We start from the raw sequence: 14,919 nt of genomic DNA, 5'->3' as shown, positions 1-14,919 counted from the left end.
CTATCTGAGTAGTAAGTATGTCTACGGTGGGATGCGCTGCAGATGCGGGCGAAACGCGCGGAAACCACCGAATTCATTTCTTTACGTCTTGCGGGACGACCATAGCGTTTTTTATTGATGTAACGGGAGTACGAACTGATGCTTCCTCACGCCGCCGACAACATCTCGCGGAACGGAAAGTCGCTCATCTTGGCCTACGACCACGGGCTCGAACACGGGCCGGTCGACTTCGAACCGAATCCCGACACGGCGGATCCCGAGCGGATCTTCGAGCTCGCCACCCACGAGGCTGTCACGTCGCTGGCCGTCCAGAAGGGGCTCGCCGAGGCGTACTACCCGGATTACGAGGACGACGTGAACCTCCTGTTGAAGCTCAACGGGACCTCGAACCTCTGGCGCGGCGAGCCCGACAGCGCGGTCAACTGCACGGCCGAGTACGCCGCGGGGCTGGGCGCCGACGCGATCGGGTTCACCGTCTACGGGGGTTCGAACCACGAGGTCGAGATGGCCGAGGAGTTCCGGCGGGCCCAGGAGGGGGCTCGCGAGCACGACATGGCCGTCGTCATGTGGTCGTACCCCCGCGGCCAGGGGCTCCGCAACGACGGGAGCCCGGACGTAATCTCGTACGGCGCGCGGCTCGGCCTGGAGCTCGGGGCCGACGTGGTGAAGGTGAAATACCCCGGCTCCGCCGAGGCGATGGGCCACGCGGTCGAGATGGCCGGACCGGCCGACGTCGTGATGTCCGGCGGAACGATGCGCGACGACAAGGCGTTCCTCCGGAACGTCTCGAACGCCATCGACGCCGGCGCCACCGGCATCGCGGTCGGCCGAAACGTCTTCCAGCGCGACCAGCCGGAGCGCATCCTCGACGCCCTGGAGGCCGTGATCTTCCAGGAGGTCGACCCGGCCGAGGCGCTGGCGATCGCCGAGAGCGACGACTGATGGCGTCCCCCGACCCGGTCGTCGAGGCGATCTTCGACGCGGTCGCGGCCACCGCCCCCGAGATCCGCGCCGCGCTTCCCGGCCGCCGCGTCAAGAGCGGGACCGACAACCCCTCCGGCGAGAGCGTGATGGCCGGCGACCTGTACGCCGACGAGCTGCTCGGCGACGCGTTGACCGCGGTCGACGGCGTCGGCTCGTTCGTCAGCGAGGAGCGGGAGTCGGCGGTCGACGCGGGCGGCGCGGTCGGCAGCGGCGACGGCGACGCGTACGCCGTCGCGATCGACCCCCTCGACGGCTCCTCGAACCTCCGGTCGAACAACGCGATGGGCACCGTGGTCGGCGTCTACGACGCCCCGCTCCCCGCGACCGGGCGCGACCTCGTCGCCGCCGGGTACGTGCTCTACGGCCCGATCACGACGATGGTCGTCGCCGACGACTCCGGCGTTCGCGAGGAGGTCGTCGAGGCCGACGACGGGTCGGTCTCCCGCTCCGTCGTCGAGGACGACCTGCGGCTCCCCGACGACCCGCTCGTCTACGGGTTCGGCGGGCGCGTCCCCGACTGGCCCGACGCGTTCACCGCCTTCGCCCGCGAGATCGAAGACGAGCTGAAGCTCCGGTACGGCGGCGCCATGGTCGGCGACGTGAACCAGGTGCTCACCTACGGCGGGATCTTCGCCTACCCCGCCCTCGTCGACGCGCCCGAGGGGAAACTCCGGCTCTCCTTCGAGGCGAACCCCATCGCCTACATCGTCGAGCAGGCGGGCGGGGCCGCGACCGACGGTGACACCGACATCCTCGACATCGAGCCCGAGGGCGTCCACGACCGCGTTCCCCTCTACGTCGGCAACGGGGAGCTGGTCGACCGGCTGGAGACGGCGCTGGACTGAGTCGGGCGGCCCGCGGTCCCTTCTGCACCCGGCTCCCCGCGCTGGCCGGAGTTGCATGGAAAACTGTTTACGATTGTCCGCAAATCTTGCGCGCATGAACGTCCACGTCGGCGCGGCGGCGACGCCGGAGGAGGCCGAGGCGATCGCGAAATCCCTCGCCGAACACCTCGGCGTCGACGTCGACGTCCACGTCGGGGAGAGCGCGGAGCCCGCGGCGAGCGCGTCACCCCCCGAGGTCGAGTACCCGCTCGACGACGACCTCGGTCCCACGGACCGCGAGCGCGCCCTCCGGGCCGAGATCGACGACATCCTCGAGGGCGGCCCCGAGAAGTACCGCGACCGGCTCCCCGAGCAGGGGAAGCTGTTCGTCCGCGACCGCCTCGACCTCTGGTTCGGCGGCGAGGGCGGGACGCGCGGCGCGGGCGACGCGGGCGCGTCCGACGGCGGCCCGGCCGGGGTCCACTTCGAGGACGGGAAGTTCGCCGCGTTCGACGACTGGCACCCGAACGCGCCGGGACGAGCGGGTCGTGGAGGGGCGGACGAGGACGGCGAGGGCGACGCAGACGCGACCGGCGAGGGCGACGGGGAGAGCGGCGACCGCCTCCCCGGCGACGGCCTCCTCACCGGCGCGGCCGAGTTCGAGGGACGCGACGTGCATTTCATGGCCAACGACTTCACCGTGAAGGCGGGGTCGATGGCGGCGAAGGGCGTCGAGAAGTTCCTCCGGATGCAGCAGCGCGCCCTCAAGACGGGGAACCCCGTGCTCTACCTGATGGACTCCTCGGGCGGCCGGATCGACCAGCAGACCGGCTTCTTCGCCAACCGCGAGGGGATCGGGAAGTACTACTACAACCACTCGATGCTCTCCGGGGCGGTGCCGCAGATATGCGTGCTGTACGGCCCCTGCATCGCCGGCGCGGCGTACACCCCCGTCTTCGCCGACTTCACCGTGATGGTGGAGGGGATGTCCGCGATGGCCATCGCGTCCCCGCGGATGGTGAAGATGGTCACCGGCGAGGAGATCGAACTGAACGAGCTGGGCGGCCCGCGGGTCCACGCCGAGGAGTCGGGCTCCGCGGATCTGGTCGCCCGCGACGAGGAACACGCCCGCGAGCTCGTCGCCGACCTGATCGGCTACCTCCCCGACAAGGCGGGCGAGAAGCCCCCGAAACGCGAGACGAAGCCGCCGACGTTCTCGCCCGACGGGATCGACGAGCTGATCCCGGCGTCGCCGAACCGCCCCTACGACGTGCGCGATCTGCTCGACCGGATCGCCGACGCCGAGTCGGTGTTCGAGCTGAAGGAGGGGTACGGCGAGGAGATCGTCACGGCGTTCTGCCGCATCGACGGCCGCCCGGTCGGCGTCGTCGCCAACGACCCCGCGGTCCGATCGGGCGCCATCTTCCCGGACGCGGCCGAGAAGGCCGCCGAGTTCATCTGGACCTGCGACGCCTACGAGATCCCGCTGCTGTACCTCTGTGACACGCCCGGCTTCATGGCCGGCTCGCAGGTCGAGACGGACGCGATCTTGGAGAAGGGGAAGAAGATGATCTACGCCACCTCCTCCGCGACGGTGCCGAAACAGACCGTCGTCGTCCGGAAGGCGTACGGCGCGGGGATCTACGCGATGGGCGGGCCCGCCTACGACCCCGAGAGCGTCATCGGGCTCCCCTCCGGCGAGATCGCGATCATGGGGCCGGAGGCCGCGATCAACGCCGTGTACGCGCGGAGGCTCGCCGAGATCGACGACCCCGAGGAGCGCGCCGAGACGGAGCAGCGGCTCCGCGAGGAGTACCGCGAGGACATCGACATCCACCGGATGGCGAGCGAGGTCGTCATCGACGAGATCGTTCCCCCCTCGACGCTCCGGGAGGAGCTGGCCGCCCGCTTCGCGTTCTACGAGGACGTGGACAAGGAGCTACCGGACAAGAAACACGGGACCGTCCTCTGACCCCGGCGAGACGGTTCTTTTGCGCCGCGCGTGGGAAGCGGTCCGCCCCTACAGCGCCGCCATCTCGGCGCCGAGCAGTCCGAGAGCGCCCCCGAACCCGAGCGCCACCGCGATCCCGACCGCCAGCAGCGCGCCGACGTACGCGGCGGAGCCGACGAGCGACGCCGCGGCGAACCGCGGCGCCGAGACGGACGAGGCGTTCGCGGTCGGGACGGCGAGCCAGCCGCGGGTGCCGGGGACCGCGTTCGAGGCCGCCACCGCCGGGAGCCCCCACCGGTCGAACCAGCGCCCCGCGCCGTCGAGCCGCCCCTCGCCAACCGGCACCACCGCGAGCGACGTGGGGTCGACGCCGAACCGACGGACGGCCACGAAGACGGCCGACTGGCCGACGGTCGCGCCGACCACCGCCGCGGCGAACACCGGCAGCACCGCGACCGCCTCGACGCCGACGGCGACGATCGCGGCGACGAACAGCGTCCGCGCCGGGAGCACCTTCCCGACGAGGGCGCCCTCCAGCGCGAACACGACGAAGACCGCGACGGCGCCGTAGCTGTCGACGAAGGCGAGTGCGGCCGCCGCGTGGGAACCGAACACGGCTCCCGTCGGTCGCCACCACGTAAAACTCTTCCACCGTGAACAGTGCGCTCAGGGCACATACCTCGATTTTTGTCCCGGAGCCCGCCGGAACGGCGTCCTCCGCAAGTGGGTATTTACCGCCCGGCGCTCACGTGATCCCATGATCGACACCGGCGTCACGGCACCCGACTTCATCGCGCCCGCGGTCGTCGGCGGAACGGCGACCGAGCTGGAGCTGTTCCGGCTCGTCGACCGACACGACGCCGTCGTCTGCTGTTTCGCGCCCGCGAACTTCGTCCCGACCTGTACCGCCGCCCTCGCCGCGGTGCGGGACGCGGGCTGGCACGCCCGCGACGACCTCGCCGTCGTCGCGCTCACCGGCGACTCGCTGTACGCGGGGTTCGCGTACGCCGACCAGTTCGACCTCCCCTTCCCGATTGCCTCCGACTTCCACGGGGGCGTCGCGGAGTCGTACGACCTGCTCGCCGACTCGTGGGAGGGCCACTCGGACATCCCCCGGCGGGCCGTGGTCGTCGTCGACGGCGACTGGACGGTGCGGTTCGCCGAGGCGACGACCGACGCGCTCGACCGTCCCGCGCCCGCGCCCGTCCAGAACGCGACCGCGGCGCTCCGAGAACTGGGGATCGACGCCGACCGGCCGCGGGTGAACTACGACGGGCCGTGGTGACCCGGGCGCGGTGGTTGTCACCCCCCGCGCCGCGGGGGTTATTTCACCTCCCCGCGTCGACGTTCCGACATGGAAGCCGACTTCGCGGACTACCTCGACGAGTTCACGCGCCGAGACTGGGAGACCCTCGATCCGGACGCCGTCACCGATCCCGTCCGGATCGCGGTCGTCGGCCTCGGCTGGTTCGCCCGCGACTGGGCGCTGCCGGGGATCGCCCGGTCGCCGTACACCGAGGCGACCGTCGTCACCGACGTGGACGCCGACGCGGTGGAGGCGGTCACCGCCGAGCGCGACCTGATCGGCGTCACCCCCGAGGAGTTTCGGTCCGGCGCCGCCGCCGACGCGTACGACGCGGTGTACGTCGCGACGCCGAACGCGACCCACCTGGAGTACGTTCGGGCCGCCGCGGAGCAGGGGAAGGCGGTCCTCTGTGAGAAGCCGCTGGAGGCGACGCTGGAGCGCGCCCGCCGGCTCGTGGCCGCGTGTCGGGACGCCGGCGTTCCCCTGATGGTCGGCTATCGGATGCAGACCGACCCCGCCGTCCGGCGGCTCCGAGAGCTCCTCGACGCGGGCGTCGCCGGGGAGGTGATCCACGTCCACGCGACGATGTCGCAGACGATGCTCGGCGAGCTCGGCGGCGACCACGACCAGTGGCGGCTCGATCCGGAGCTCTCCGGCGGCGGCGCGCTCATGGACCTGGGCGTCTACCCGCTCAACACGACCCGGTTCGTGCTCGGGGCCGACCCGCTGCGCGTCTCCGGGCGGACCAAAACGCGCCACGAGGCGTTCGCCGGCGTCGACGAGCACGCCACCTTCCGGCTGGAGTTCCCGGACGGCGTCGACGCGCTCTGTTCGGTGAGCCAGAACGCCCAGCACGCGAGCCGGCTGGAGGTCGTCGGGACGGAGGCCAGGCTGATCCTCGATCCGGCGTTTTACGAGCGCGAGGACCGCGGCTTCGCCGTCGTCCGCGAGGGCACCCGCGTGGACGTGGAGTTCGATCAGGTCCACCAGATCGAAGAGGAGTTCGCGTACTTCGGCCACCAGCTGCTGGCGGACGAGCCGTTCCACCCGGACGGCGAGCACGCCCTCACGGACGTGCGCGCGCTGGACGGAATCTACGAGTCGGCCGAGACCGGCCGCCCGGTCACCCTCGACGACGCCGCCTGACGCCGAGGACCGTTACTGCTCGATCCCGTACACGTCGCTCGTCCAGTCGCGGGCCGGGGTGTCGTACACCGGCTCGTCGCGGTCGCGCTCGTCGAGCTGCCGGCGGTCGGCTTCGTCGAGCTCCCAGTCGAGGTCGGCGTTGGCCCGGACGTGCTCCGGGGTCGACGACCGCGGCAGCGCGACCACGTCGTTGTCGAGCGCCCACCGGAGGACGACCTGCGCCGGACTCTTGTCGTACGTCTCTGCGAGCTCGGCGACGACCTCGTCGCCGAACACGTCCGTCCGCGCGAGCGGGGCCGCCGCCTCGATCACGGTGTCGGACTCGCGGCAGTAGTCGACGAGGTCGGGGCGCTGGAACCACGGGTGGAACTCGATCTGGTTGACCGCGATCGGCACGTCCGAGACGTGGTGGGCGCAGCTCAGCTGATACGCGCTGAAGTTCGAGACGCCGACATCGCGGACGAGCCCCCGCTCGCGGAGCTCGGCCATCGCCCGGAGCGTCTCTCGCAGCGAGATCGCGGGGTTGGGCCAGTGGATGAGATACAGGTCGAGGTAGTCGGTGCCGAGCCGGTCGAGCGACGCCTCGCACGACGCGATCACCGACTCGTAGTTGAGGTTCTTCGCGAGCACCTTCGAGGTGAGGAACACGTCGTCGCGGTCGTACTCCGCGAGCGCGTCGCCGATCGCCGCCTCGTTGTGGTACCCCTCGGCGGTGTCGATGTGCGCGTAGCCGGCGTCGAGCGCCGCGCGGACGCTGTCGTCCGTCTGGTCGCCGAGGTCGTACGTGCCCAGTCCGAGCGCCGGCAACTCGGCGCCGCTCGGGAGCGTCTTGGTTGGAACGGTCACGGGGAACGGGTTCGGCGGATCGCCGATTGAAACTACCGGTCGGGGAACCGCGTGCGGTGGCGCGCGCCTGTGAGCGCCCCTCGGGCGCGAACAGCGCGTGCGAGGGAGTCGCGAGCGCTGACACGCGCTCGCGACGAGGCTGGGGAGGCGTGAGGTGCCGTGCGGTGGGCGCGTGAGGCCGGATTTGTCCACACGTTGGCCGCGACTAACACGGATCTCTCTCAGAGTCGACTTGCGTAGTTAGGAACCGCACCGGCCGAGACTCCGCGCGAGCGCAGCGAGCGGGGAGTCAGGGCGGCGCACGACCAAAGGGAGTGCACCGGCCGAGATTTGGACTCAGAATCAGACGTGCTCGCTCACTGCGTTCGCTGCGCGCGACTGATAGCGTTCAAATCACTCGGTGATTTCTCTCACTACGTTCGAGAAAGACACCGGCCGAGACTCCACGCGAGCGCAGCGAGCGGGGAGTCAGGGCGGTGCACGACCAAAGGGAGTGCACCGGCCGAGATTTGAACTCGGGTTGCAACCATGGCAAGGTTGCGTGATACCACTACACTACCGGTGCGTGCTTCGCATCTGCACATAGCCCGAGTCGGAGATATAAGGGTTCCGAACGACGGTCGCCGACGCAGCCGACCCCCGCCTCGGCCGTCGGAAGCGTCATCGGTCCCGCGACCAAGGCGAACACGAGACGATCCCCATGACGCGTCACCCCACTGTCGCCGACAGGCGCACCGTGCTCCGAGCGACCGGCGGTCTGACGGCGATCTCGCTGGCCGGCTGTCTCGGTGAGGGCGGCGACGACGACGGCCTGTCCGACGGCGACGGCAACGGCGGTGACAGCGACGACGGCGCGCCCGTCGCGCCCGACGACGGCGCCGACGTCGAGTACGCCGTCGAGCGCGTCGCGGAGGGGTTCGAGAACCCGTGGGGGCTCGCGTTCCTCCCCGAAGACGGGCGACTGCTGGTCACGGAACGCACCGGGCGGCTCTCGCTCGTCGATCCCGAGAGCGGCTCTCGCTCGACCGTCGAGGGAGCCCCCGAGGTCCACGTCGCCGGACAGGGCGGGCTGCTCGACGTCGCGGTCCATCCCGCGTACCCGGACGACGCGCGCGTGTATCTCACGTACGCCGCGACGAACGACGCCGGCGAGTCGGCGACCCACGTCGGGAGCGGGCGACTCTCCCTCGCGGACTCCGGGCCGCCCGCACTCGACGCGTTCGAGGCGGTCCACGTCGCGGAGCCGTTCGTCGACTCCGACCTCCACTTCGGCTCGCGGGTGACGTTCGGCTCGGACGGCGCGCTGTTCGTCACGGTCGGCGACCGGCGCGACACCGAGTTCGGACCCGACCACGTCTCGCAGGACCGGGCGAACGAGCTCGGCTCGACCCTCCGGCTGACGCCCGACGGCGACGCTCATCCCGACAATCCGTTCGTCGACGATCCGGCGGCGGCGGACGCGATCTACAGCTACGGTCACCGGAACCCGCAGGCGATGGCGGTGCGTCCCGAGACGGGGGGGATCTGGCAGTGCGAGCACGGCGAGGAGGACGGCGACGAGATCAACGTCGTCGAGCGGGGCGGCAACTACGGCTGGCCGGTCGCCAGCGAGGCGTGCCGGTACGGAACGGACGAACGGGTCGCGCCGAGTCACCGCGAGCGCGGCGACGTCGTCGCTCCGGTCCACTACTGGCCCTGCGGCTCCGGCGGCTTCCCGCCGAGCGGCGCCGTCTTCTACGACGGCGACGCCTTCCCCGCGTGGCGGGGCGACCTGTTCGCGGGGACGCTCGCCGGGCAGTACCTCGGTCGGTTCACCGTCGACGGCGCGGGCGCCCCCGACGCCGCGGTGACCGAGCGCGATCCCCTGCTCGACGACCAGGGATGGCGGATCCGGGCGATCGCGGTCGAGCCCGCCACGGGACACCTCTACGTCGCGGTCGACGACGGGGACGCGCCGATCGCGCGGATCGTCCCGCCTTGATCCGGTCGCCGGTGTGAGCCATCCGCCCCAAGCTCTGACGTGAGTCGGCCTGTGACGACCGCACGGATCCGCCGGCCCTCACGCTCGACCGTGTGACTCCGTCCCTCGATCCTCGGACGAAAACCCCCGCCAGACCCCGTGTGAACGCGCCACAGCCCGAAATCGGGACCGCTACCCTTTTAGGCTGCCGTCCGAAATCGAGGGGTACAGTCTCGCCACGATGCGTACCGAAGACGGACCCACGATCTGCATTCCGTCTTCGGTCGTCCGGGAGGCCGAGGACGATCGCGAGGCGACTCGCAAACTCGGCTACGTCGCCCGTGCGGCGGCGGTGTTCCGGGCGGATCGACTGGTCGTCTTCCCCGACAGGGAAGGCGAGCGGCGACGGGGCGGCGAGTACGTTCGGACCGTGCTGGGGTACGCCGCGACCCCTCCGGAGCTCCGAAAGGATCTCTGGGGGGAGCGCGACGAACTCCGGTACGTCGGCGTGCTCCCGCCGCTCCGCGTGCCGTGGCGGACCGGCTCGACCCCTAGCGGGGAAGAGTCGAAAACACAGGGACTCGTGACCGAGGTCGGACCTGAAGGCCGCGTCCGGGTCAATTCCCCGCTGCGGGAACACCCGATCTCCCTGCTCGTGCCCTCCGGAATGGAGGTCGAGCAGGGGGAGCGCGTCACCATCAGGGTCTCTTCGAGAGAACCGGTCCGCGCCCGCATCACCGGGAAGCCGGAGGACGGTTTCCAGGTCGTGGAAGCGGACCTGTCGGAAGCGCTCGCCGGCGACGGCTTGGCCGTCGCGACGTCGCGGCACGGGGAGGAACTCTCCGTCCCGCGGCTCGGCACCATCGTCTCGGACGCGCGGGAGGCCGGCGGATACACCGTCGCCTTCGGCGCGCCCGAGCGAGGGCTTCCGGAGATGCTCGGGCTTTCGCCCGACGGCATTCGGGCGGCCGTCGCCGACGGCCGCTCGGTCGAACCCGATCCGGGGTTCGACCTCTGGCTGAACACGATCCCGGCACAGGCGAGCGAGGTCGTCCGGACGGAGGAGGCTCTGTTCGTGACTCTCGGCTCGCTCACACTCACGGAGTAAACACATGCCACAACCAAGCCGACCACGAAAAGGCTCGCTGGGCTACGGCCCGCGTACCCGCGCAGACCGAGAGGTTCCGCGCATTCGCTCGTGGCCCGACGACGACGGAGCCCCCGCACTGCAGGGGTTCGCCGGCTACAAGGCCGGTATGACGCACGTCGTTATGGTCAACGACGAGGCCAACTCGCCGCGTGAGGGGATGGAAACGTCCGTTCCCGTCACCGTCGTCGAGACGCCGCCGATGTACGCGGTGGCCCTGCGCGCCTACGAACAGACGCCGTACGGAAAGAAGCCGGTCGAAGAGGTCTGGGCGACCGAGTTCCACGAGGAGCTCGACCGCGCGCTCGACCTTCCGGCGGAAGACACCTTCGAGGAGGACGCCGACGAGCTGCGCGCGCTGCTCGACGAGGGCGCGGTCGACGACGTCCGCGTCATCACTCACACCGTCCCCTCGGAGCTCGCGAACGTGCCCAAGAAGAAGCCCGACATCATGGAGACCCGAGTCGGCGGCGGCTCCCTCGAGGAGCGCGTCGACTTCGGACTCGACCTGATCGAGGAGGGCGGCGCCCACGAGTTCGGCGACGTCTTCCGCGCGGGTCAGTACACCGACGTGTCGGGTATCACGAAGGGGAAGGGGACCCAGGGTCCCGTCAAACGCTGGGGCGTCCAGAAGCGGAAGGGTAAGCACGCCCGCCAGGGATGGCGGCGCCGGATCGGCAACCTCGGTCCGTGGAACCCCTCCCGCGTTCGCTCCACCGTCCCCCAGCAGGGGCAGACCGGCTACCACCAGCGCACCGAGCTCAACAAGCGCCTCATCGACTTCGGCGAGGGCGACGACGCCTCCGTCGACGGCGGCTTCGTCAACTACGGCGAGGTCGACGGCGACTACGCGCTCATCAAGGGCTCGCTGCCCGGTCCGGACAAGCGCCTGCTTCGGTTCCGCCCGGCCATCCGGCCGAACGACCAGCCGCGCCTCGATCCCGAGGTCCGGTACGTATCCACCGCATCCAACCAGGGATAATCCATGAACGCAACAGTACACGACCTGGACGGCGGGGACGCGGGCAGCGTCGAGCTGCCGGCGATCTTCGAGACCGCGTTCCGACCGGACCTCATCGGTCGGGCGGTCTCCGCCGCACAGGCTAACCGGAAACAGGCCTACGGTGCCGACGAGTTCGCCGGGCTGCGAACCCCCGCGGAGTCGTTCGGCTCCGGACGCGGGCTCGCACACATCCCGCGCTCCGAGAACGTCGCTCGACGCGTCCCGAACGCCGTGTCGGGCCGCGCCGCGCACCCGCCGAAGGCCGAGAAGGACCAGACGAAGAGCCTGAACGACAAGGAGCGACAGTTCGCCATTCGGTCGGCCATCGCGGCCACCGCCGACGCCGAGCTGGTCGCCGAGCGCGGTCACGCGTTCGACGAGGACCTCGACCTGCCGCTCGTCGTGAGCGACGAGTTCGAGGACCTCCAGAAGACCCAGGAGGCCCTGGGCGTGCTCGAAGCCGTCGGCGTCGACGCCGACATCGAGCGCGCCGAGGAGGGTCGCTCCGTCCGAGCCGGCCGCGGGAAGACCCGCGGTCGCAAGTACAGCCAACCGAAGTCCGTGCTCGTCGTCACCAGCGAGGAGCCGTCCCGCGCCGCCCGGAACCTGTCGGGCGTCGACGTCGCGACCGCGCAGGAGGTCAACGCGGAAGACCTCGCGCCGGGCGCGCACCCGGGTCGACTCACGCTGTGGACCGAGAGCGCCGTCGAGGAGGTGGCCGACCGATGAACTCCATCATCGAGCACCCGATCGTCACCGAGCAGGCGATGAACGAGATGGACTTCAAGAACAAGCTGCTGTTCCTCGTCGACGTCGACGCGACCAAGCCCGAGGTCCGCGAGGAAGTGCAGGACCGGTACGACGTCTCCGTCACGGACGTGAACACGCAGGTGACCCCGCAGGGCGCGAAGAAGGCCACCGTCACGCTCTCCGAGGACGACGACGCAACCGAGATCGCATCGCGCATCGGGGTGTTCTGAGATGGGACGACGAATCCAAGGACAGCGGCGTGGACGCGGCGGCCCGACGTTCCGGGCCCCGTCCCACCGCTACAAGGCGGAACTGTCGCACAAGAAGCTCGAAGACGTGGACACGATCACCGGCGAAATCGTCGGGATCGAACACGACCCCGCTCGCTCGGCTCCGCTCGCGGAGATCGAGTTCGAGGACGACGACCGTCGACTCGTGCTCGCGCCGGAAGGCGTGCGCGTGGGCGAGACGATCCAGGTCGGCGTGAGCGCGGAGATCAAGCCCGGGAACACGCTCCCGCTGGCGGAGATCCCCGAGGGCGTCCCGGTGTGTAACGTCGAGAGCAACCGCGGGGACGGCGGGAAGTTCGCGCGCGCCTCCGGCGTGTCGGCGACGCTTCTCACCCACGACCGCGACGTCGCGGTCGTCCAGCTCCCCAGCGGCGAAGTGAAGCGACTCGACCCGCAGTGCCGCGCCACGATCGGCGTGGTCGCCGGCGGCGGTCGGACGGAGAAACCCTTCGTCAAGGCCGGTAACAAACACCACAAGATGAAAGCGCGCGGGACCAAATACCCGCGCGTGCGCGGCGTCGCGATGAACGCCGTCGACCACCCCTTCGGTGGCGGTGGTCGCCAACACCCCGGCCAGCCGAAGTCCGTCTCGCGGGACGCCCCGCCGGGACGCAAGGTCGGTGACATCGCATCCAAGCGCACCGGACGAGGTGGCAACAAATGAGTTCAGATTACCGCACCGGCCGCGAGGGCAAGGAGTTCGCCTACCGCGGTCACTCGCTCGACGAGCTGCAGGAGATGGACGTAGAGGATGTCGCGGAACTGCTCCCCGCACGCCAGCGGCGAAGCATCGTTCGCGGACTCGGCACCGAACAGCAGAAGCTGCTGGAGACGGTCCGGAGCCGCGACAAGGAGACGACGGCGGACAACCCGATCCGGACGCACCTGCGCGACATGCCGGTCCTGCCGGAGTTCGTCGGCGTCACCTTCTCCGTGTACAACGGACACAGCTTCGAGCGCGTGCAGGTCGAACCCGAGATGATCGGTCACTACCTCGGCGAGTTCCACCTGACTCGAAGCACCGTCGAACACGGTCAGGCCGGCATCGGCGCGACCCGGTCCTCGAAGTTCGTGCCCCTCAAGTAACCCATGGGAATCAACTACAGCGTCGAGGCCGACCCGGAGACCACCGCCAAGGGGATGCTCCGCGAGCGGCCCATCAGCGTGAAGGACAGCAAGGAGATCTCCCGGGAGATCAAAGGCGAGACGGTCGCCGACGCCGAGGAGTTCCTCCAGGAAGTCATCGACGAGGAGACGTCGGTGCCGATGCGCCAGCACAACGCCGGCGCGGGCCACCGCTCCGACATCGACGGCTGGGACGCGGGACGGTACCCCGAGAAGGCCGCCAAGGACTTCCTGAAGCTCCTGGAGAACGTTAAGCACAACGCGGACGAACAGGGGTTCGACGGCGACGGGATGGTCATCAAACACGTCGCTCCCCACAAGGTCGGCGAACGACCCGGTCGGAACCCGCGAGCCGCGGGCGCCACCGGGTGGAACACCACCCTCGCCGACGTCGAGCTCATCATCGAGGAGCCGGAGGCTGACGAATAATGGCTGACGAACACCAATTCATCGAGGACGGCCTGCGCCGTTCACAGATCAACGAGTTCTTCGCGGACGAGCTCGGCCGCGCCGGCTACGGCGGCATGGACGTCGCCCAGACGCCGATGGGCACGCAGATCGTCCTGAAGGCCGAAAAGCCCGGCATGGTGATCGGGAAGGGCGGGAAGAACATCCGCAAGATCACCACCGAGCTCGAGGACCGCTTCGACATGGACGACCCGCAGATCGACGTTCAGGAGGTCGACGAGCCCGACCTGAACGCTCAGATCGTCGCGGACCGTCTCGCGAACGCGCTGGAGCGCGGCTGGTACTTCCGGAAGGCCGGACACACGACGATCGACCGGATCATGGACGCGGGCGCGCTGGGCGCCGAGATCGTCCTGAGCGGGAAGGTCACCGGCGCGCGTTCGCGCGTCGAGAAGTTCAACCGCGGCTACATCAAGCACAACGGTGAGCCCGCGGAGGAGGTCGTCGATCACGGCCAGGGCGTCGCGGTGATGAAGCTCGGGACGATCGGCGTCAACGTGAAGATCATCCCGCCGGGCGCGCAGCTCCCGGACGACTTCGACATCCGCGAGGACGCCGAGGTCCCGGAGGTCGAACAGGCGGCGGTCGACGTCGACGCCGACGAGGGCGTCGAGTCGCTGCTCGAGGAGGAGCCCGAGGAGGTGCCCGACGTGGGCGCCGACGACGACGTCGAGGTTCCCGACGAGGACCCGAGCGATCTCATCGACGAGGAGGTCGTCGAGGAGGTCGTCGAGGAGACCCAGGAGACGGCCACGGAGGCGACCGACGTCGCCGCCGAGGAGCCGGTCGGCGACGAGAACGTCGACGCCGACGACGTCGAGGAGCTCGACGAGGAGATCGAGGCGGAAGCCGCGGACCTCGTCGCAGAGATGGAAGCCGCGGACGAAGACGAGGAGGACGAATAAATGGCGATCCTCTACACCGACGAGATCCGCGACATGACGGCGGCCGAGCGTCAGGTCGAGCTCGAGGAGCTCGAGACCGAGCTGCTCAACTCGAAGGCGCAGCGCGCCGCCGGCGGCATGCCGGAGAGTCCGGGCCGCGTCAAGGAGCTCAAGAAGACGATCGCGCGGATCAAGACGATCCAGGCGGAAGAAGGCGACTTCGACGACGAATAAC

Annotated in this window: 17 protein-coding genes and 1 tRNA gene; 15 read left to right on the top strand and 3 right to left on the bottom strand. The window is 69.8% G+C overall.

The genetic code is table 11. The features are described from left to right. Positions 1-138: 138 nt before the first annotated feature. From ACT4MF_RS08690 to ACT4MF_RS08680, 3 genes are all read left to right on the top strand, one after another. Complete coding sequence (locus ACT4MF_RS08690; protein WP_444682230.1) at positions 139-942, top strand: class I fructose-bisphosphate aldolase; 804 nt, start codon at positions 139-141, stop codon at positions 940-942. Beyond that, positions 942-1,829: a class 1 fructose-bisphosphatase gene (locus ACT4MF_RS08685; protein ID WP_444682231.1), complete on the top strand. Its 888-nt coding sequence runs from the start codon at positions 942-944 to the stop codon at positions 1,827-1,829. The genes ACT4MF_RS08690 and ACT4MF_RS08685 overlap by 1 nt, the downstream gene beginning before the upstream one ends. 94 nt (positions 1,830-1,923) lie before the next feature. Then, positions 1,924-3,780 carry an acyl-CoA carboxylase subunit beta gene (locus tag ACT4MF_RS08680; protein ID WP_444682232.1) on the top strand — a complete coding sequence of 619 codons (1,857 nt, stop codon included), beginning with the start codon at positions 1,924-1,926 and terminating at the stop codon, positions 3,778-3,780. Between the two features lie 48 nt (positions 3,781-3,828). Here ACT4MF_RS08680 and ACT4MF_RS08675 read toward each other — a convergent pair whose 3' ends face one another. Further along, positions 3,829-4,374 (bottom strand): DedA family protein, encoded by a 546-nt coding sequence (locus tag ACT4MF_RS08675; RefSeq protein ID WP_099253898.1) that lies wholly within the window; start codon positions 4,372-4,374, stop codon positions 3,829-3,831. Between the two features lie 142 nt (positions 4,375-4,516). Between ACT4MF_RS08675 and ACT4MF_RS08670 the strand changes: the two genes are divergently transcribed. Both ACT4MF_RS08670 and gfo6 read left to right on the top strand, forming a co-directional pair. Next, positions 4,517-5,044: a redoxin domain-containing protein gene (locus tag ACT4MF_RS08670; protein WP_444682233.1), complete on the top strand. Its 528-nt coding sequence runs from the start codon at positions 4,517-4,519 to the stop codon at positions 5,042-5,044. A gap of 69 nt (positions 5,045-5,113) precedes the next feature. Beyond that, a complete protein-coding gene (gene gfo6 / locus ACT4MF_RS08665; protein ID WP_444682234.1) occupies positions 5,114-6,211 on the top strand; it encodes a D-xylose 1-dehydrogenase Gfo6 in 1,098 nt (365 codons plus the stop codon). Positions 6,212-6,223: 12 nt separating this feature from the next. On the opposite strand, the gene ACT4MF_RS08660 is transcribed toward gfo6, so the two are convergent. Both ACT4MF_RS08660 and ACT4MF_RS08655 read right to left on the bottom strand, forming a co-directional pair. Continuing rightward, positions 6,224-7,057 (bottom strand): aldo/keto reductase, encoded by an 834-nt coding sequence (locus tag ACT4MF_RS08660; protein ID WP_444682235.1) that lies wholly within the window; start codon positions 7,055-7,057, stop codon positions 6,224-6,226. 494 nt (positions 7,058-7,551) lie between these two features. Beyond that, positions 7,552-7,622, bottom strand: a tRNA-Gly gene (locus ACT4MF_RS08655). Between the two features lie 135 nt (positions 7,623-7,757). Here ACT4MF_RS08655 and ACT4MF_RS08650 point away from each other — a divergent pair. The 10 genes from ACT4MF_RS08650 (at position 7,758) to rpmC (ending at position 14,918) form a co-directional block, all read left to right on the top strand. Further along, positions 7,758-9,038 carry a PQQ-dependent sugar dehydrogenase gene (locus ACT4MF_RS08650; RefSeq protein ID WP_099253902.1) on the top strand — a complete coding sequence of 427 codons (1,281 nt, stop codon included), beginning with the start codon at positions 7,758-7,760 and terminating at the stop codon, positions 9,036-9,038. A gap of 220 nt (positions 9,039-9,258) precedes the next feature. Further along, the gene (locus tag ACT4MF_RS08645; RefSeq protein ID WP_444682236.1) at positions 9,259-10,125 is read left to right on the top strand and encodes a putative RNA uridine N3 methyltransferase; all 867 of its coding nucleotides are present in this window, start codon (positions 9,259-9,261) and stop codon (positions 10,123-10,125) included. Positions 10,126-10,129: 4 nt separating this feature from the next. Further along, on the top strand, positions 10,130-11,146 hold the full coding sequence (locus ACT4MF_RS08640) for a 50S ribosomal protein L3 (protein ID WP_099253904.1): 1,017 nt from the start codon (positions 10,130-10,132) through the stop codon (positions 11,144-11,146). Positions 11,147-11,149: 3 nt separating this feature from the next. Then, positions 11,150-11,896 carry a 50S ribosomal protein L4 gene (gene rpl4p / locus ACT4MF_RS08635; protein ID WP_099253905.1) on the top strand — a complete coding sequence of 249 codons (747 nt, stop codon included), beginning with the start codon at positions 11,150-11,152 and terminating at the stop codon, positions 11,894-11,896. Further along, entirely contained in the window at positions 11,893-12,147 is a 255-nt protein-coding gene (locus tag ACT4MF_RS08630; RefSeq protein ID WP_099253906.1) for a 50S ribosomal protein L23, read from the top strand. The genes rpl4p and ACT4MF_RS08630 overlap by 4 nt, the downstream gene beginning before the upstream one ends. Position 12,148: 1 nt before the next feature. Then, complete coding sequence (locus tag ACT4MF_RS08625; RefSeq protein WP_004047227.1) at positions 12,149-12,871, top strand: 50S ribosomal protein L2; 723 nt, start codon at positions 12,149-12,151, stop codon at positions 12,869-12,871. Continuing rightward, positions 12,868-13,293, top strand: coding sequence for a 30S ribosomal protein S19 (locus tag ACT4MF_RS08620; protein WP_099253908.1), 426 nt, complete (start codon positions 12,868-12,870; stop codon positions 13,291-13,293). Before ACT4MF_RS08625 ends, ACT4MF_RS08620 begins: the two co-directional genes overlap by 4 nt. A 3-nt stretch (positions 13,294-13,296) precedes the next feature. Then, complete coding sequence (locus ACT4MF_RS08615) at positions 13,297-13,761, top strand: 50S ribosomal protein L22 (RefSeq protein WP_099253909.1); 465 nt, start codon at positions 13,297-13,299, stop codon at positions 13,759-13,761. Further along, positions 13,761-14,705 (top strand): 30S ribosomal protein S3, encoded by a 945-nt coding sequence (locus ACT4MF_RS08610; RefSeq protein ID WP_099253910.1) that lies wholly within the window; start codon positions 13,761-13,763, stop codon positions 14,703-14,705. The genes ACT4MF_RS08615 and ACT4MF_RS08610 overlap by 1 nt, the downstream gene beginning before the upstream one ends. Beyond that, positions 14,706-14,918 carry a 50S ribosomal protein L29 gene (rpmC, locus tag ACT4MF_RS08605; RefSeq protein ID WP_008847473.1) on the top strand — a complete coding sequence of 71 codons (213 nt, stop codon included), beginning with the start codon at positions 14,706-14,708 and terminating at the stop codon, positions 14,916-14,918. Position 14,919 lies beyond the last annotated feature (1 nt).

Source organism: Halorubrum sp. FL23 (genome assembly GCF_052439115.2).
Classification (GTDB): domain Archaea; phylum Halobacteriota; class Halobacteria; order Halobacteriales; family Haloferacaceae; genus Halorubrum; species Halorubrum persicum.
Note: the sequence above shows the minus strand (reverse complement) of the source record. Positions and strands in the feature narration are given on the sequence as shown.